An 18,676-nucleotide genomic window follows, 5' to 3' on the forward strand; every position below is an offset into this window, starting at 1 on the left:
CGGTGGAGCGGGGATTATACATAGAAGTCGAGATCTTCTTGATGTTTTAGTAGATCACGAAGGGTATGTGCATCCTCGCCCTTAAAGTAGACCAGCCCCCAGTGTGTGCCAAACGCGGTTCGTTTGGTAACGGTTTCTTCCATGGGCGCGGTCAGCTCGTGAGATTCGAAGTAGGGGTGATCTTCGGTCTCTTCGGGAATTTCCAGGCGGCTGACCACGCGGCGGCGTGGATAAACACCGAAACAACCAGCAAAGCCGTCGGCATCCACCACTTCTTTGGGGAAAAATTCAGCGACTTCCTCGGCCGACGTTTTAGGGTCAAACACCAGCATGGAAGCCTGGTAGGCGTTAAATCCGTAAACGCGCTCAAGAAGCTCAAATACCTTGAAACCAGGTGGCCGGTAGGCGACTTCGCCAAAGTACATTTCGCCATCGCTGGTGACAAAGTATTCCGGGTGAATCAGCCCAAAGTCGATATCGAAGGCCTTGATCAGCTTTTCAATTTGCGTTGTGATCTGCTCACGATATTTTTCAAGCTCAGGCGAGGCGGGAACGAAAACCGAATAGCCAAGCGTGACGTACTCTGAAATATTCAGAAACGCGATCTTGCCATTATGAACCCAGGCTTCAACGGCGAATTCCCATCCATCTAGGTGTGATTCCATTAATACCGGGAATTCTTCATCGGGGATGGTATCGACTTCGTCGGGGGTGCGAATGACTCGGTGGCCTAAACAGCCGGCTTTGTCGAATGCCTTGAGGTGGATCGGGTCGTTGGGGTCACCGTCAAGTTTAAGCAGCGTCTGGTTGACGCGCTTGAGAAAGCGAACAACGTCATCTTTATCGTGGGCTTCCTCAAAAATCCCCACGCGTATGCCGCCTAGCTGGGCGCGGCGCTTCATTAGCGCCTTATCGCGCAGTAGCAGCGACTGGCCGTATAGGCGTGGGTTATCAAGCAGCACAGAGTTGATTGCCCCGGCCCATTCCACTGTCTCTTCGTAGAGTGGAATAGCGACATCAACGCCTTTATCTTTTAGCGTTTCAGCAATTTCTAAAGAACGGTCATTTAAGCGTTCAAAATTCCAAGGTACGTAGGGGATATCGTGTTTCTGGCAGTAGTCTTCTGCCCAATCGGGGGCCACCACGATGTAACGGCGATTAAAATTTTCTGCCGCTTCAATGGCATTGAGGCTCCAGCCAAGTAGGGCGATATAGCCTTTGTTTGGATCCTTTTGCATAGGTAACTCCTTCGGTGGGTGAGTGAAGAAAAGCCGAACCGAGCCGTGCACCATACACCAGGGGCAACGGCTTCGGCCATGTAGAGGTTGTCCGCACTGCAAACGCTTACGTGCGCGAATATGTTAGGCTGTGAGGTCAACAGAATGTTCCAGCGGCAAGAGGAAAAGGCCAAGATGGCGGCCAAGCCGATTTACCGAGTGGTGGTGCACCAGCAGGGCGAAATTTGGGATTTATACGTGCGCGAGATATTTCAAAGCGAACTCTGGGGCTTTATTGAAGTCGAGGAGTTTGTCTTTGAAGATGCTTCGCGGGTGGTGGTCGATCCTGCGAGCGAGAAATTGCAGCACACCTTCGAAGGCGTAAAGCGGAGTTACCTTCCGCTCAATGCGATCGTGCGTATAGACGAGGTAGAGCGTGAGGGACCTTTGAAAGCGGTTAAAAGTGACGCGCGAGTGGCGGAGTTTCCACGTCCTTTCCCACTGCCTCCGCGCGGAGATTAGTCATGTGAGCGTGGCCCAGCAGGCTGCGTATTAATTAGGACATTATGTCATGCAAGTAACTCAATTTTGTCATCGTTACCGGGCGGTTGCCGCCGGTGTATTGGTCAGTTTGTGGTGTGTTAATGGGGCCGCTCAGTCAGACAGTAACGCCTGGGTAACCGACGAACTTTCAACCTATGTGCGCAGTGGCCCAACCGATGGCTATCGCATTGTGGGGACCCTTAGTGCCGGCGAGCAGGTCGAGGTGCTGGAAACCAACGGTGACTACTCCCGTGTGCGTGGTGACGATGACGAAGCCGTGTGGATTTTGAGTGAGGAACTGCAACAAACGCCTAGCGCCAGCGAGCAACTGCCCGAACTTGAATCGCAAGTAGAATCGCTAACGGAAGAGTTAGACGGTATCAACGAAGAGTGGGAGCAGCGCGTGGCGAGCATGCGCGAAACACTGGATGCCCGCGAGCAGCGCATTGACGAACTAGAAACGCGCAATGACCAACTGGGTAGCGACGCCGATGAATCGAGCGAGCAAGTGCGGTCACTGCAAGCGCGGCTCGATACTCAAGAGGAAGACTTGCTGTTGCGCTACTTCATGTATGGGGGAGGCGTTGCAGGTGCTGGTTTAGTCGTCGGGTTGATCGTGCCGCATTTGCCTCGTCGGCGTAAAAAACGTGATCGCTGGTTTTAACAGGCGGATGCGCGTTGATGACTGACCATTGGCGTAGTCGCTGGCAGGAAGGGCGTATTGGCTTTCATTTGCCCCAGCCACATCCCGCGTTGAAATATTACTGGCCATCGCTTGGCGTGCCTGAACGCGCCAAAGTGCTGGTCCCTCTGTGCGGTAAAAGCCTGGATATGCGCTGGCTCGCCGAGGCGGGCCACCCTGTGCTCGGGGTTGAACTGGCGCCCGAAGCAATTGAGCAGTTTCTTGCCGAGTCACAGGTGCCGGTATCGCGTTATCAGCAAGCGGGGTTCAATATCAGCCGCCAGAGTAGTATTGAGCTTTGGTGCGGTGATTTTTTTCACCTGCATATTCAGCAGGCAAACGAGGTGGGGGCCTTTTATGACCGCGCCGCGTTAATTGCCTTACCCGAAGCGACGCGCCAGCGTTACGCGTTTCACCTTGCTCAACTGGTGCCGCCAGGAGGGCAAGGGCTGTTAGTCAGTCTGACCCACGAAGAGGAAAGTGCCGGCCCGCCCTATAGCGTTACTAACCACGAAGTGGAGACGTTGCTCTCGCCCAACTTTCGGGTTTCGCTACTCGAAGAGAAGGCGCCGGACGAACGCGGGCGATGCGAGAAGGTATGGCAGTTAGTGCGCCGAGGACCGACGCACTAGAATGTCTATCTCGCTTACCGGGCTAATAGCTGGCCAAGCTCTTGGTCGCTGAAAGCGCGGTTTAGTGCATCGCCCAGTAGGTCGTTGAGCATGCGCGTGTTGGTATCTTTATCCGGCTTGAGGGCGTATTCCTGATTACGGCGCGAGGTATAAGTGCCGGTGTAGGTGGTGCCATCGTTGCGGGCAGTCGCCTTTAATACCCCCTCCAAGCGTGCTTCATCGATCAAAGGTTGATCGCTATTTCCCTGGGCGTAGGAAAGGCTATTGAGTTCAAGCGTTAAGCTTGGACGACCGTCTGCGGCTTCCTGGGTGGGCGTAAAGCCCATGTCGGCGACCGCACGCTCGGCTTCTTCCTGCAAGCGGGGAATGATTTCATGGCTGTTGACGGTAATTTGCGCAGTGGACATGCCACCACCTGCACGGTTACCAATGACTTCGCTGTCGCGGCCGTCCTGAGCGAGTACGGTGATTTTCTGACCATCACCTACCGAGGCTACTTCAGCGGAGCGTTCGGGAGAAAGCTGCAAGTAATGTGGGCTGGCACAGCCCGAAAGCCACGCGCTGGCAAGCAGCACACCTGAAATCCTTAAAAAGTGACGCCGAAGCATATGTTAAATCCTTTTCTAACGGTGATGCCCAAGGGGATCTTTGTTATAGAATGCCAGTATAACGCCTAGCGCATTCAGGAGTAAGGTTTGGCAATGCTGACTGTGAAGAATTGTTTCTCACAATGACGGGCACATTCGCATGAATCGAATGTTAACCTAAAGCTCAGAATGTAGCTTGTTATGTCTGGGACAGATAGCAAGCAAAATATCTTTTGAGCGAACAGCCCTACGCTAATCCCAATGTTAGCTACCAAAAGGATGGATGATGTTCACCCGCCACCAGAGCGCTTATTTTGCCCACTGGTTGACGCAGTCCGGTAAGATTGAGAATCAAATCTCACGAGCCATGGCGTCAGCACGTGTCGATATGAATCCACACCAGATTGATGCTGCCTGCTTCGCATTAAAATCACCTCTAGAAAAAGGGGTATTGCTTGCGGACGAGGTTGGGTTAGGTAAAACCATCGAAGCCAGCTTGGTAATGGCCCAAAAGTGGGCTGAAGGAAAGCGCAACATCCTTTTGATCGTTCCTGCATCGCTGCGCAAGCAGTGGAATCAAGAGCTGCAGGATAAGTTTGAGCTTCCATCAGTCATTATTGATGGCAAGGTGGCTGTAGAACTTAAAAAAGAGGGGATAAATAACCCGTTTGATCACCAAGATAAAATCGTTATCTGCTCATATGAATATGCTTCGCGCCAGAAAGATGCTATCCGTTTGGTAAGCTGGAATTTGGTAGTGTTTGACGAGGCTCACAAACTTCGCAATCTCTATCAAAAAAAGGGTAGCAAGCGCGCACGTTCGTTGGTGGAAGCAACCGAATTTGCCGATAGCCGTGTGCTGCTATCCGCTACCCCGATTCAAAATAACCTGATGGAATTGTATGGTCTGAGTCAGGTAATTGACCCTCATTTTTTTGGTGATGAGAAATCATTTCGATCCCTTTATGTTAATCGTCAAAAGAACGATAAGGCGCTTGAAGACTTAAAACAGCGTATCCGTCCGCTCACCCACAGAACATTAAGGCGGCAGGTGCAGGAAGAGGGTGGTATCAACTTCACTAACCGCTATTCCATTACACAGGACTTTACACCGCTGCCTGCTGAGTGGGAGCTATACCAAGACCTCTCGCATTATCTTCAACAGCCCAATAATCAGGCGATTAATTTCCGTGCTCGCCACCTAGTAAGCATGGGACTGCGTAAAATATTGGCTTCATCCTCTTTCGCTGTTGCCGAAACACTTAAGAGTATGATTGAGCGGTTAGAAGCGCAGCAATTGCTGAACGAAGATGCGTTATCAGACATTGAAGAGATAGATGATTGGTTGGAAACACGGCAAAACGACAGTAATGATGATGCTTTCAGTGAGCAACCAGCGTACTCAAATGATGCGCTTCGGCAAGAAATAGCCAAGCTTAAGGGGTTTCGGGATCTAGCCCAAAGCATCACCTCTAATGCCAAAGGGCAGGCCTTGCTAACGATGCTTGAGAAGGCATTGGCAATGACAGAAAACCTTGGTGGGCAACGCAAAGCGGTAGTATTTACCGAGTCCTGTCGCACACAGCTATACTTACAAGAACTGTTAGAAGAACATGGTTATCAGGGGCGGACAGTATTACTAAACGGTTCCAATAATGATCCTCGCTCTAAAGCGATTTACCAAGAATGGCTTCAAAATCATAAGGGCTCTGCCCGCGTCAGTGGCTCTAAAGCTTCTGATATGAAGGCAGCATTGGTTGACCGTTTTCGCAGTGACAAAGCTGACATCCTCATTTCCACTGAAGCGGGCGGAGAAGGTATTAACCTCCAATTCTGCTCAGTTTTGATTAATTATGATTTACCTTGGAATCCGCAGAAAGTAGAGCAGCGTATCGGTCGCGTACATCGCTATGGGCAGAAGAACGATGTGGTCGTTGCTAATTTTGTCAATCGTAAAAATCCGGCTGACCGTCGTGTGTTTCAACTACTGAATGAAAAGCTAAAGCTTTTCGAAGGTGTTTTTGGTGCGTCAGACGAGGTGCTGGGTGCGATTGAAGGTAACATCGACATTGAGAGGCGTATCTACGAAATTTACCAAAAGTGCCGTACTGACCAAGAGATCGAGTCTGAATTTGACCAGCTCCAAAAAACGCTGGAAGAGACCCTTGTGGTCAGGGAAACTGCTGCTAGAGAGACGCTGTTAAATAACTTTGATCGAGACGTTGTATCGACACTTAAAACCCGTAGGGATCAGAGTCATGACTTTCTTCAGGAGTATGAGCAAGTACTGATGGACTTGGCAAGAGCTGAGCTTCCTGACGCTGAATTCAACACTAACCATTTTTATCTGAATGGCCAGCGTTATGATCTAAGCTGGCCACTGGCTGAAGAAAATAATTCAGAATTCTTCCGCCTGCAGGCTAATGAACATTTTTTGGCATGGGAGCTAGTGCATAACGCCAAATCCTACATTCTGGAACCTGCGCATCTGACATTTCATTATGATCAATTGCAAGGACAGTTTGCAGCGCTAAAAGACTACATCGGCCAGTCTGGAGTTTTAACTTCCTTTGAACTTTGCTTCTCCTACAATCGCGGTAAGACGCAGAATACTCGGCTTATCGTGTTAGCACAGACGGATGGCGGTCAGCAGTTGAGCTTAGAAAATAGCGATCATCTGTTGTATATCCCAGCCTCAGAGCAAGCACTAACCGGTACGTTACCCCCAGGGTTGTTTGATGATTGGCGTTCACAAATCGTTGAAGAGGCTCAAGCTCAAACCGAAGAAGAGCTAGATAGCTATTTAGAGCAAGAGTCTGAAAAGCTTGAACGTTGGGCCCAAGACCGCCGTAAAGCGTTGATGGCGACAGTTGAAGAGCTGGATGAGCAAATTCGTACGTACAAGAAAGAAGCCCGGCAACTGGCATCCACGGTAGAGAAAATTCAGGCAAAGAAAGCGTTGCGTAAACTGGAGCGAAAGCGAGATGACGCTCTGGCAGAGTATCACCAGTCGAAAAAACAGATTGAACAGGAAGAGGATCGCTTGCTGGATGAGGTAAGTGAAAAGCTAGAGCTAACCCTCGAGATCAAAGAACTGTTCACCGTACGCTGGACACTTAAACACTAAGCTTCTGCGAGATTGCAACATGGATCGGGAAAAGCTCGTTAAAGACATTTTATTTCATATTCGCCTGGGCGAGGATTCTAGTATCGAATTCAAAGCCATTACCTATGACGGAGATCGTCCCAAGGATCCTAACCGAGATAAAATGGCCCATGAAATCGCGGCCTTTGCCAATGGCCAAGGCGGGCGAATTATTCTTGGCGTTATAGATCGTACCCGAGAGGTAGTAGGCATTGATGACGTAAACGTTGCCAAAACAGAAGAGTGGGTTGTTAACATCAGCCAAAACAATATTAACCCTCCGGTTCGGCTGGATACCCATTTGATTCAACTGCCAAATCAGCAAGGCGACCTGAAAACGGTTATTTGTGCGGATATTCCCCGCAGTATTTCAGTGCATCAGAGCGCAGGACGTTATTATCAAAGAGTGGGCTCTACCAAACAGGAAATGAAACCAGAAGTTCTAGCGCGTCTGTTTCAACACCGCTCTCAGGCCAGGTTAATACGATTCGACGAATCCCTCGTCCCCGGAACCACCCAAGCTGATATTGATAAAACACTTAAGTATCGCTTTCTTAAGCCAGACACCCCGGAACGGGACCAGTTGTATAAACTTCACCTGACCGCGAAAGACGAGTATGACGAAGGGCTTTCCGTGTGTGGTGTTTTGCTCATTACACCAGATCCTACGCAATGGCTTACCAACGCTTATGTGCAGTGCGTGTTTTATAGCGGTACGGAGCGCGATGCCCAATATCAATTGGATGCACAGGATTACACAGGGCCAGTTGATCAACAGATCAATGGTGCAGTGGATTTCGTGAAGCGCAATATGCGGGTAGCCGCTAAGAAAGAGCTGGGCCGTATCGATATTCCCCAATATGACCTTGGTGCGGTGTTTGAAGCAGTGGTGAATGCCATTGCCCACCGTGACTACTCCATGACAGGTCGGCGTATTCGTCTACACATGTTTGCAGACCGGCTGGAGCTTTTCAGTCCCGGTCAGCTCTCCAACAGCCTTACCATTGACGGTCTAATGGAAAACACGGTTACTCGCAATGAAGCGCTGGTCAATTTATTAAGCCGCTATTACCAAGCGAGAGAAGAAGCAGGTCGCCAAGCACTGATTGAGCGGCGGGGTGAAGGTGTCCCCAAAATTATTAACCGTAGCCGCGAATTAAGTGGTGTGGAGCCAACGTACCGGATGGTAGATGATAGCGAGTTGCTACTAACGATTTACGCTGCCAGAAAAGATAATCATACAGACTGATGTTAAAAAACATTGGTAGTCAAAATTATTTGGGATTTACATTTTTATATGAGTGAACAGAATACGCGCCTTGCAGGCGAATCATTGGATATAACCCAGCAACGCCGCATTGAGCTCAAACAGCTTTTCCCCACTGCTTTTACCGAAACCCGTAACGACAAAGGGGAAGTAGTCGAGTCACTTGATTTTGAACGTCTAAAAGCTGAATTAGGCGAGCTAACAGATATTTATGACAATCGCCGCGAGCGGTACGGCATGGATTGGCCTGGGAAACGCGATTGCCTACGGCTGATTCAACAGCCGTCAACTGCCACTCTTAAGCCTTGCCGGGAGGAGTCGGTGGACTTTGATACCACTGAAAACTTATTCATAGAAGGCGATAATCTTGAAGTACTGAAGCTCCTGCAAAAGGGCTACTACGGCGAGGTCAAAATGATCTATATCGATCCGCCTTACAATACTGGTAAAGAGTTTATTTATCCTGATAACTTCAGCGAAAGCCTGGATACCTACCTGCAATACGCTGGTTTAAAAGATAGTGAAGGCCGAACTTTCTCAACGAATACCGCGAATGAAGGCCGCTTTCACACCAATTGGCTGAATATGATGTACCCCCGCCTATATCTTGCTCGTAACTTGTTACGTGAAGATGGGGTGATCTTTATTTCCATTGATGACCATGAGGTGGAAAATCTGCGCCGGATGTGTGATGAGATTTTTGGAGAGGAGAATCGAATTGCGTGTTTAGTTTGGGAAAAAAGCAGAAAAAATGATGCTAAGCTATTTTCCGTTGGGCACGAATATATGCTTGTTTATGCTAAAAACAACAGTGTTCTTAAGGAAAAAAACATTATTTGGCGAGAAGAAAAGCCCGGTGCTAAAGAAATTTGGGATCAATATGTTTTGTTGCGAAAGCAATATGGCGAAAGTGATGCTGCGATAGAAACTGACTTGCAGTCATGGTTTTCCCAATTGCCGAGGTCGCATCCTTCTAGAAAGTGGAGTCGATATAAACGCATAGATAAGCACGGGCCTTGGCGTGACCGTGATATTTCATGGCCAGGAGGTGATGGCCCAAAATATGAAGTGATTCACCCTGTAACAAAACTGCCTTGTGCTATTCCTGAGAGAGGTTGGATATACTCTCATCCAGATGAAATGCAAAGGCAGATTAAAAAAGGGCTTGTTGAGTTTAGAAAAGATCACACTAAGCCTCCCTTCCGAAAAGCACACTTAAAGCCTATTGCTGAAGAGTTGGTTATTGCTGATTTTGATGAATACGAGTGTGAAGATGGTAACGATAACGAGCAGTTAGCAACACAAGTGAGAGGGAGTTACATCTACAAGCAAAGCCAAGTAGCAGTTAAGTATCTTCGAAACTTGATGGGGGTGAAATTATTTAACAATCCCAAAGATCACGTTGAGATTAAACGCCTTATTCAATATGCTTGTGGTTCAGAGGGCACTGTGTTGGACTTTTTTTCAGGTTCTGGCACAACCGGTGAGTCAGTGGCAGAACTTGCTTTGAAAGAAGATTTAAATATTAAATATATTTTAGTACAATTGCCAGAACCCAATTCCGAAAAAGAAAAGACGGGCAAAGAGGCCTTGAAGGCTGGGTACTCAACTATTGCAGATATATCCAAAAGTAGATTGTGCAAAATTTATTCTAAATTTGATATAGATTCCGTAAATAAAGGACATCAATCGAAGAGGGGATTTAAAGTTCTAAAGCTTGATAAAAGCAATTTCAAACTATGGCAAGCCCCTAGCAAAGATATTTCCGACGAAGAATTGCTCCACCAAATGGAGCTCATCGTTGATCATATAGACCCTAACGCTAGCCAGGAAGACCTGCTTTATGAGCTTTTGCTAAAGGCGGGCGTGATGCCGACGGAAAAGGTTGAGAAAATTGAACTTGCAAATCACACGCTGTTTTCAGTGGCTGATGACACTCTGTTAATTCATCTGGACGATGTTATCGACCAAGCGCTCATTGATGCCGTATTGGCGACAGCACCCAGCCAATTCATTTGTTTGGATAAAGCGTTCCATCGCAATGACCAGCTCAAAACGAACGCTGTTAAAACTTTTGCAGCGTTTAATCAAGGCAAAGAAAAAATCGATCAAATCGATTTTAAGACGGTATAAGGGGGCTGAGTATGAAACTGAGATTCAACCCCGATCTGGATTATCAGCGGGATGCCATCGAATCTACCTTGGCAGTTTTTGATAATCTCTCTGCGGCTGGTGAACCCTATCGCAAGCTGGGCATCGCCAACACGTTAACGCTTAACCAAGATATGCTGCTAGAAAACCTACATCGTGTGCAGGAACATAATTTTATCGAGAAATCGAATAGCCGTAAGCGCTCCACTAACCCCATCTATTCACGCGTCGCTTAGACCGGCAATGTCTCTTTCCACTGCCAGGGCAGCAGCGTGTGGAGCTCATCATCGTCGAGGGCGGGCAGTGTCGCAAAGACGTACTGCAAGTAGTCGTAAGGCGAGAGGCCATTGGCTTTGGCGGTTTCGATCAGGCTGTAGATCGCCGCGCTGGCGTGAGCACCGCTCGGGGTGTGGCTGAACAGCCAGTTTTTACGCCCCACCACGAACGGGCGGATAGCGTTCTCTGCCGGATTGTTGTCGAACGGGATCAGGCCATCGTCCAGGAACCGGGTCAGGCGAGGCCACTGGTTATCTAGATAGTGTAGGGCTTTCCCCAGCGCGCTTTTGGGCAACACCTGGGCCAGTGACTTGTCGAGCCAGGTGCGCAGTTGATCGATCAGTGGGCGGCTCTTCTGGTCACGCAGCGCGTGACGCGTCTCAGGCTCAAGGGCCTTCGCCTGTTTTTCCACGCCGTACAGCTTACGGATCTGGTTCAGCGCCCAGTCGGCTTTGCCAGTTTTGCCTTTGGGCTGCACCTTCTGGGCCTCGATGAACTTGCGCCGGGCATGCGCCCAGCAGCCCGCATGGGTGATCCCATTGCGACGCACGATCTCGGCGTAGCCTTCATAGCCATCGGTGATTAAGCGCCCCGCATAGTCGCCCAGCAGGTCAACGGGCACCCGTCCGGCGCGGCTGGCGGCGTAGTCGAACAGAACGACTTGTTGTCCCGGCGGACCACCGCGCTGCACCCACATATACGAGGTGGCACTGGCGGCACGATCCGCTTCTTGATTCACCTGGAGCGTCGTCTCATCCATGTGGATCAGCGGGGCGTTTAAGAGGTGATGGCGCAACGTGTCGATCAACGGGGTGATCCGTTCTCCCGCCTGCACCATCCAGCGTGCCAGGGTATTGCGGGGGATCTCGGCGCCATGGCGGGCAAAGATCTGGCTTTGCCGATAAAGCGGTAGCGCGTCCTGGTATTTAGCCGTCGCGATATAGGCGAGCAGCGTGGCGCTGGCATTACTCTTGGGCAACAGTTTGGCGGGTGCTGGGGCTGTGTTGACGCCCTCTTCGCACGTCGGGCAGGCATATTTGTGTCGCACATGGCGGATCACCTCGATCCGCGCGGGCACCACATGCAACTCCTCGCTGACCTCCTCACCGATCACCTTTAGCGCGGTGCCGTCATCGTGGCAGTGGCGAGCATCGTCGGGCAGTTCATGGACGATCTCGACACGCGGTAGCTCTGGCGGTAGCGCAATACGCCCGCCGCGTGTACGACGCTTAGCAGGCGTGGCAGTGTCGATCGTCGCGTCATCAGCGGTGGCGTCGCACTCCGGTGCAGCATCGTTGTCTTCCTCGTCAACCGACACTTCCGCTTCATTGATAAGCAGATCTTGCTGGTCGACACGGTACTTCTCGGTGGAAGGGCCGAACTGACGCTCCAGGGCAAGCCGGAACTGTTCAAATAGCGACTGTTTGGTGGCTTCCCACTGCGCTTCCTTTTTTTCCATCAACGCCAATAGCCGCGCATTTTCAGCGTCAGCAGCGGCCAGCTTGCGCTCAAGCTGGGTAACCGTCGTCGAGGAAGAGGCCGTGTTTTTCATACCGCGTAGTATACCAAAAGCGCCACCAAAATAGGAGGCGATTTTGTTAGCCAACTCGCTGAAAATACAGCGCTTTGTGAGGCTTCATGGCCTTCAGGTCGTAGCCATCCAGCAGCCAGTTAAGCTCTTGGCCGGTTAACGTCACGGTCTCGCCATTAAGGTGCGTTGGCCATTTAAACCGCTCACGCTCCAAGCGCTTGTACCACACCACAAAACCGTTACGTTCCCAGAACAGCAGTTTCACTTTATCCCGCTGGCGATTACCGAACACGAACAGCGCTTGATCGAACGGGTTCAAGGCCATGGCTTCCTGAACCAGCAGTGCCAAGCCATCGATTTGCTTACGCATATCCACGGGCTCTCGGCACAGGTAAACCTTTAGGTCAGTGCCTGGACGAATCATGCGACCACCTCCACCGCGACAAACCGGGCGGGACGACAACGCGGTGGCACGGGGAAGCCTTGCACGATTAACCGATTTTCCCACGCCATCAGGTCGGCTAACGTCACTGCCTGTGCGTTGGCATATTCACTTAACGGCATCTGCAACGCGGCAGCATAAGACAGATGCCCTAACCAAAACGCTTGAGTGGGATTGAGTTCGCGGCTCATGATGATCTCCAAAGCAAAAGAGACCATCAGTGTGATCAGACAACGTTAATGTGGGTAGATGGGGTTTATGGCGCGCTTACGAATAGCCTGCATGGAGCTGAAGATGATTATCCATTCCCGAATTTCTCAGTGGAAATGGAGACGGGTACGGGCAAAACGTATGTTTATCTGCGAAGCATTTTCGAGATGAACCAACAGCTGGGGCTGCGTAAGTTTATTATCGTGGTGCCATCGGTCGCTATACGTGAAGGGGTACTTTCCTCTCTAAAAATGATGAAAACGCATTTTCGTAGTTTGTATGACAATGTGCCTTTTGATCACTATGTATATAGCGCCAAAGACTTATCTAAAGTGCGGCAGTTTGCCACCGCTAATACGCTACAAATTATGGTGATTAACATCCAGGCTTTTCAGCGAGATGCTGGGGATGTGGAAAACTATGACAACTTGACACAGGGTCAGATCAAAAAGCTCTCGGTAATTCATCGGGAACAGGATCGTATGTCTGGAGCAAAGCCCATTGAGTTTATCCAAGATGTTAGACCAGTTCTTATTATTGATGAACCTCAATCGGTAGACAATACTGCTAAAGCGCGTCGTGCAGTCAATCACTTAAAGCCTCTTTTTGCACTACGCTACTCAGCGACCCACCGTAACCCCTACAACGTGATTTATCAGCTTGGCCCGGTTAAGGCTTATGAAATGAAGCTGGTAAAGCAAATTTCAGTGGCGTCAATCCAATCTCAAAGCAATGTTAATCAGATATACTTAAAGTTAAGTAAAATAGGTTATGTAGGCAAGGCCAAAACGCCTTCTGCCTCAGTAGTGATATTTGAAGACAAGCCTAATGGTACCAAAGATAAAACCGTCAAACTTAAGCAGGGTACGGATTTGTCTGACCATACTAATCGATCAGGCTATCAGGGATACGTAGTAGACGAAATCTATGCTGAGCCAGGCGCTGAGTACGTTCGTTTTGCCAATAACGTCATTCTAGAGCCAGAGCAGGAAAAGGACGGTATCCATGATGATGTCATTAAAGAGCAGATTCGTCAGACGGTAGAGGAGCACTTTAAGAAAGAGCGCAACCTGCAGAAGCAGGGTGTGAAAGTGAAGGTTCTTTCACTGTTTTTCATCGACAAGGTGGCAAACTATCGCTACTACGATGAACATGGCAATGTCCAGAAAGGTAAGATCGCCCGCTGGTTTGAAGAAGCCTACCAAGAGTTTGCCGCTAGTTCATTATTCAATGACCTGCCTAAGCGAGACGTAGAGCAAGTGCACAATGGCTATTTCGCAGAAGTCAAAAAGCGTGGCAAGGTGGTTGAGTTGAAGGATACCAGTGGTAACACCGCTAGCGATGCGGAAGTATACGAACTGATTATGAAAGATAAAGAGCGGTTATTGGATGATGCCGTGCCACTGCGGTTTATTTTTAGCCACTCCGCTCTTAAAGAGGGCTGGGATAACCCTAATGTATTCCAAATATGCTCTTTGCGGGAATTCGGCAGCGAAAAGGAGCGACGTCAAACGCTGGGCCGTGGCCTTCGCCTAGCCGTAAATGCCGGCGGTGACAGAGTTTATGATCCTCAGATAAATCGTCTTACGGTCATAGCCAGTGAATCTTTTGAAGAGTACGCTAAGAATCTCCAAACAGAGATGGAGAAAGATATTGGCGGTGGCTTCAAGTTTGGGCGGGTGCCTACAATTGCGTTTGCGGCTTTAACGATTAATGACTCTGAAACACTAGGTCAGGAAAAATCCCGACACCTGTGGCAGGCATTAAAAACAGAAGGCTATCTAGATGCCAAAGGAGACTTGACTGCTAAGTTTAAACCAGATGATCTTTATTTTGAACTGCAAGTGCCCAACGACTATAAATCGCTCGAAAACGAAATTATCGACCGTCTACGCAGCTTTATGTTCGCGGGGCGGGTGAAAGATGCACGAGGGCGTACGGCCGTAAAGTATAATAAGCGGGTAGAATTAAACCCTGATTTCAAGGCTCTGTGGGATAAAATCAGCCAAAAAACTCGCTATGCCATTCATTTTGATACCCAACAACTGATTAATCTAGCCAGTCACAAACTTAAAAATATGCCTGTGGTAAAGCCGGTTACGCTAACAATAGGACATACTCAGACTAAACTGACCAATGCTGGCTTCGGCAGTGATCGGCAAATATCAACCCCGAAAGAACGTTATATAAGCTCCCATGACGTGTTGCCGGATTTGATTGGTGTTTTGCAGGAGAGGACTTATCTAACACGGGATACGTTGCTAACTATTATTCGTAATTGCAAGCGGTTGGGGGAGTTTAAAACGAATCCTCAAGGTTTTATTACCGAGTCCGCTAAACAGATTAAGAAAGCGCTCGATGGGCTCCTGGTAGATGGAATACGCTATGAGAAGCTTGGCGGTGAACGCTACAAAATGGAGTTATTTGACGAGCCGGAGCTGGAAACATACTTGGATCGCTCTTACCAAGTGCTTCATGGTAATCAAGGCAGCCAAGTTCAAACACCGTATAACTATATTGAGTGTGACTCTCAAATCGAACGGAAGACTGCACATGCTTTAGACGGTGCCGAGAATGTCAAATTTTTCTGTAAATTGCCGCGTTGGTTCACAATTCCTACACCGGTTGGTGAATACAACCCCGATTGGGCTGTCGTATTAGAAGAGGATCGTAAAGTTTACTTGATTCGTGAAACGAAAACGACTCATGATAGTGATAAGCGCCGTTTAGAAGAAAATCTGAAAATTTTATGTGGGGAAGCCCACTTTAAAGCGTTAGATGATGTGGACTACCGGGTGGCTACGTCCGTAGATGAAGTTATTTCGATTTCATAATGCTGTTGGTAGGGTTCGCTTCCCCTGTAGTTAGGGGAAGCTTTTTACTTAAGTCTAGGCGTGGGTTCTGATCAAGAGTCATCTTGTTGCAACCTAGGCTTCATCATGATATGCGTTCTAGTTATCGGTAAGCCTTGTAATCGGTTAGGCTTATTGCCTTGCTATTATATGCCTCCGTCATGGTTAAAGAGTGAAGCTAACGGGTGCTTCAGGCTGCTTTTTTTGAATTGGGCCCCACGATTAACCATACTGAAAGTAAAACGATTAATGAACCAAGTAAAAATCCGCTAGAAATCGTTTCGTTGAGGACTAAAAAGCCCCATAACACAGCGAAAGGCGGCACCAAGAAGGTAACGGTAAGCGACCGTAACGGCCCGATGTCTTCGATCAATCTAAAATAAAGGATATAAGCAAGGGAAGTGCATAAAAAGCCGACGGCTAGCAGACTGATCCACACATCACCTTGCAGCCAATCAATGCTGGGGCCAGTTGAAAGGTTCCAAAGCAAAAAGGGGGTGAGAAAAATGGTTGCGCCTATTTGACTGCCAAACGCAACCAGCGTTGAATCCAGGCCGCCCTGCTGGGTAATCCATCTTCGGGTAAGAAACCCTGCAAAGCCGTAACCAATAGTGGCGATGATGCAAGCAGCAACGCCAATATAGATGTTACCAGCGATATTCGAATCACCCACCGTAGTAATGATCGTAATGCCGACAATCCCTAGCGCTATACCGACCAGTTTTCTTATAGATAAACTCTCGCTAAAAAAATAAAAGCCAATCATGGCCCCCATTAAAGGTGTCGTTGCATTTAAAATCGCTGAGTAGCCAGCCGGTAACAATGTGGCGGCTATGCTGTACATAAGAAAAGGGATGCCTGAATTGATAGCACCCAATATCAAAATCTTGCCTAATTTTCCTCTAAACTTCAGACTTTTACGTATGAAGAATATAATGACAGCTAAGCCAATAAATCCGAAAAAAACTCTAAAAAAGGCTGTGTTTATTGCTCCTATCGCCGGTCCCGCTATTCGCATAAAAAGAAAACTTGCTCCCCAGATAGCGGCTAGCGACAGTAGTCGTATATAGTCTATTGCTCTCATTCCTGAATTCATAGAATAACTGCAGCACTTTGGATCATACGGTAGAGGCAGGAGGGCCAGCAGCGGTACCCTCTCCGCCTTACCGACCAAAGTGAAGCAGAGTATGGGATACCGACAACTGACCCAGGCACAACGATATCAAATTTTTGCCCACAGGGATGTAGGGGTGAGCCAACGTCAGATTGCTCAACAGCTTGGCATTCACAGCAGTACCGTGAGCCGTGAGCTGAGACGTAATTCAGGTGCCAAGGGATATGAACCCGCAAAAGCGCAGCGTTACAGCGATCAGAGACGCCGCTCTGCTTGGAAGTGGACAAAGCGACTCCCTAGCCTGATCAATGCCGTAGCTGACAGGCTTAGGGAAGAATGGAGTCCAGAGCAGATTAGCGGTTTTATGGCGCCGTTGACGGGTATAGGGGTGAGTCATCAATGGGTCTATTCGTTGATCTGGGACGATAAGGCCAAGGGTGGCGATTTGTGGCGACACCTCCGCCAGCCCAAGCGTCGCAGTAAACATCGTGCCAATGCCAAAAGCGCAGGACTAGGCAAGATTCCTAAGCGTGTGGGGATAGAGCATCGGCCGCCTGCTATCGAAAGACGCCTCACCATCGGTCACTGGGAAGGCGACACGGTGCTTTATGGGCACAAGCAAGCGGGGATAGTGACGTTGGTAGAGCGACGAAGTGGCTACTTGTTGGCGGCACGTCTTCCAAAGGTAACGGCAGAACTAACGCAGAAAGCCATGGTTCGGTTACTTAAGCCTCGTCGGGGCGCGGTGAAGACGATCACGCTAGACAATGGCTCGGAGTTTGCAGACCACGAGACGGTCGCAAAAGCGGTTAGCGCCTCCGTGTATTTCTGTGATCCTTACTGCTCAGGCCAACGTGGGACAAACGAGAACACCAACGGCCTGATCAGGCAGTATTTTCCGAAAGGTACAGACTTCCGGAAGGTGACTAATGTAGAGCTGCGACGCGTTGTTCACAAGCTGAACGATAGACCCAGAAAGCGGCTGGGATACCGAACCCCAGCCCAGGTGTTCTTAGGAGAATATTCAGGAGCGCTAGAAACCGCGGGTGCTGCACTTATTAGTTGAATTCAGGATTGTATGCCCCTTTTTAAGGTTTTCTATTGGCCTATAGGCCCTCGGTTTATGCATATGGGACTCAGTATTGCCCTTCGTTAGTGTGGGGAGACACCCGTTTCTTGCTGTCTTTTTAATTTTTATAAATTGGCTTAGCTGGTGGGGAGAGGTAAGCGCGGAATGGGTTAGCTCTGTTGGGCCTGTCATTACGAACGCAGTGAAGTGATCAGGGGTTATGGGCTGGTGCACATTTTTTTGCAATGAGCGGGCTCGGCTTCGCCTAGCGGGCACAGAAAAGGTATTGTTATGGGTTAAGATCTGTTTGAAAACGACGAAATGAAGTTGATTAATCTGTTGCCGCGAGATGGGGAAGCCTATTACCACGGCAACATCCTGGAAACAGCTACTGCTGACCTGTATCTGGATCAATGCATCAGTGAATTAAGCTGGGAACATGATCGTGCGTTTATGTTTGGGAAGGAGATCGTGACCCAGAGGAAGATGGCCTGGTACGCGGATAAGCCAGTTTCCTATACGTACTCCGGGTATACCAAGACGGCGTTAATGTGGCCCGATTTTTTGCACAGGATTAAACAGCGGGTGGAGAGCAGCAGCGACGATATCTTCAATTCGTGCCTGTGTAATTTTTATAGCTCAGGCGATGAAGGTATGGGATGGCACAGCGATGGAGAGAAAGAACTGGTTGAAGACGGGGCGATAGGGTCGTTGACGTTAGGCAGCGCTAGAAAATTTTCCTTCAAGCATAAAATAACGGGCGAGCGTTTGTCGTTAAGTCTTGAACACGGCAGCTTATTGATCATGAAAGGCAGGACACAGAAAAACTGGCTACATAGCCTGCCTAAAACCAAGAAGTCGACGGACCCACGGGTTAATCTGACGTTTAGGCAGATGCGCTTCTGAGCTAGGGAATATAACCACAACGCTAGCTGCCCCGTTTGGGGCAGCCGCCGTA

At 49.1% G+C, this 18,676-nt stretch carries 16 protein-coding genes; 10 read left to right on the top strand and 6 right to left on the bottom strand.

From position 1 onward, the window contains the following. Positions 1 to 14: 14 nt before the first annotated feature. Entirely contained in the window at positions 15 to 1,238 is a 1,224-nt protein-coding gene (locus GA0071314_RS06425; protein WP_074395879.1) for an ATP-grasp domain-containing protein, read from the bottom strand. A gap of 174 nt (positions 1,239 to 1,412) precedes the next feature. Between GA0071314_RS06425 and GA0071314_RS06430 the strand changes: the two genes are divergently transcribed. Genes GA0071314_RS06430 through tmpT form a run of 3 tightly spaced genes read left to right on the top strand, consistent with a single transcriptional unit; the run spans position 1,413 to position 3,074 of the window. After that, positions 1,413 to 1,739 (top strand): DUF1820 family protein, encoded by a 327-nt coding sequence (locus GA0071314_RS06430; RefSeq protein WP_074398453.1) that lies wholly within the window; start codon positions 1,413 to 1,415, stop codon positions 1,737 to 1,739. Positions 1,740 to 1,788: 49 nt separating this feature from the next. Then, positions 1,789 to 2,424, top strand: coding sequence for a TIGR04211 family SH3 domain-containing protein (locus GA0071314_RS06435; RefSeq protein ID WP_074395880.1), 636 nt, complete (start codon positions 1,789 to 1,791; stop codon positions 2,422 to 2,424). 17 nt (positions 2,425 to 2,441) lie between these two features. Further along, positions 2,442 to 3,074, top strand: a complete 633-nt coding sequence (gene tmpT / locus GA0071314_RS06440) for a thiopurine S-methyltransferase (RefSeq protein WP_074395881.1) — start codon at positions 2,442 to 2,444, stop codon at positions 3,072 to 3,074. A gap of 14 nt (positions 3,075 to 3,088) precedes the next feature. Here tmpT and GA0071314_RS06445 read toward each other — a convergent pair whose 3' ends face one another. Beyond that, a complete protein-coding gene (locus GA0071314_RS06445; protein WP_074395882.1) occupies positions 3,089 to 3,682 on the bottom strand; it encodes a YajG family lipoprotein in 594 nt (197 codons plus the stop codon). A 265-nt stretch (positions 3,683 to 3,947) separates the two neighbouring features. Between GA0071314_RS06445 and GA0071314_RS06450 the strand changes: the two genes are divergently transcribed. The 4 genes from GA0071314_RS06450 to GA0071314_RS06465 are packed head-to-tail and all read left to right on the top strand — an operon-like array spanning position 3,948 to position 10,460. Then, positions 3,948 to 6,788 (top strand): SNF2-related protein, encoded by a 2,841-nt coding sequence (locus GA0071314_RS06450; RefSeq protein ID WP_074395883.1) that lies wholly within the window; start codon positions 3,948 to 3,950, stop codon positions 6,786 to 6,788. Positions 6,789 to 6,807: 19 nt separating this feature from the next. Further along, positions 6,808 to 8,055, top strand: a complete 1,248-nt coding sequence (locus GA0071314_RS06455; RefSeq protein ID WP_074395884.1) for an RNA-binding domain-containing protein — start codon at positions 6,808 to 6,810, stop codon at positions 8,053 to 8,055. Between the two features lie 48 nt (positions 8,056 to 8,103). Further along, positions 8,104 to 10,206: a site-specific DNA-methyltransferase gene (locus tag GA0071314_RS06460; protein WP_074395885.1), complete on the top strand. Its 2,103-nt coding sequence runs from the start codon at positions 8,104 to 8,106 to the stop codon at positions 10,204 to 10,206. Between the two features lie 11 nt (positions 10,207 to 10,217). Beyond that, positions 10,218 to 10,460 carry a hypothetical protein gene (locus GA0071314_RS06465; protein WP_074395886.1) on the top strand — a complete coding sequence of 81 codons (243 nt, stop codon included), beginning with the start codon at positions 10,218 to 10,220 and terminating at the stop codon, positions 10,458 to 10,460. Here the strand turns inward: GA0071314_RS06465 and tnpC are convergent. Genes tnpC through GA0071314_RS06480 form a run of 3 tightly spaced genes read right to left on the bottom strand, consistent with a single transcriptional unit; the run spans position 10,457 to position 12,664 of the window. Beyond that, positions 10,457 to 12,052, bottom strand: a complete 1,596-nt coding sequence (gene tnpC, locus GA0071314_RS06470) for an IS66 family transposase (protein ID WP_074398367.1) — start codon at positions 12,050 to 12,052, stop codon at positions 10,457 to 10,459. The genes GA0071314_RS06465 and tnpC overlap by 4 nt on opposite strands. Before the next feature lie 46 nt (positions 12,053 to 12,098). After that, a complete protein-coding gene (gene tnpB / locus GA0071314_RS06475; RefSeq protein ID WP_074394877.1) occupies positions 12,099 to 12,455 on the bottom strand; it encodes an IS66 family insertion sequence element accessory protein TnpB in 357 nt (118 codons plus the stop codon). Next, complete coding sequence (locus tag GA0071314_RS06480; protein WP_074394876.1) at positions 12,452 to 12,664, bottom strand: hypothetical protein; 213 nt, start codon at positions 12,662 to 12,664, stop codon at positions 12,452 to 12,454. The genes tnpB and GA0071314_RS06480 overlap by 4 nt, the downstream gene beginning before the upstream one ends. Before the next feature lie 48 nt (positions 12,665 to 12,712). Here GA0071314_RS06480 and GA0071314_RS06485 point away from each other — a divergent pair, with 48 nt between their 5' ends. Continuing rightward, on the top strand, positions 12,713 to 15,517 hold the full coding sequence (locus tag GA0071314_RS06485) for a restriction endonuclease (RefSeq protein ID WP_082934210.1): 2,805 nt from the start codon (positions 12,713 to 12,715) through the stop codon (positions 15,515 to 15,517). 208 nt (positions 15,518 to 15,725) lie between these two features. Here GA0071314_RS06485 and GA0071314_RS06490 read toward each other — a convergent pair whose 3' ends face one another. Further along, a complete protein-coding gene (locus GA0071314_RS06490; protein WP_231896522.1) occupies positions 15,726 to 16,631 on the bottom strand; it encodes a DMT family transporter in 906 nt (301 codons plus the stop codon). A 91-nt stretch (positions 16,632 to 16,722) separates the two neighbouring features. Here GA0071314_RS06490 and GA0071314_RS06495 point away from each other — a divergent pair, with 91 nt between their 5' ends. Both GA0071314_RS06495 and GA0071314_RS06500 read left to right on the top strand, forming a co-directional pair. Continuing rightward, positions 16,723 to 17,715 carry an IS30 family transposase gene (locus GA0071314_RS06495; protein ID WP_074394883.1) on the top strand — a complete coding sequence of 331 codons (993 nt, stop codon included), beginning with the start codon at positions 16,723 to 16,725 and terminating at the stop codon, positions 17,713 to 17,715. Positions 17,716 to 18,039: 324 nt separating this feature from the next. Further along, positions 18,040 to 18,624, top strand: a complete 585-nt coding sequence (locus GA0071314_RS06500; protein WP_074395888.1) for an alpha-ketoglutarate-dependent dioxygenase AlkB family protein — start codon at positions 18,040 to 18,042, stop codon at positions 18,622 to 18,624. Positions 18,625 to 18,676 lie beyond the last annotated feature (52 nt).

Origin of the sequence: Halomonas sp. HL-93 (genome assembly GCF_900086985.1) — a bacterium.
GTDB lineage: Bacteria > Pseudomonadota > Gammaproteobacteria > Pseudomonadales > Halomonadaceae > Vreelandella.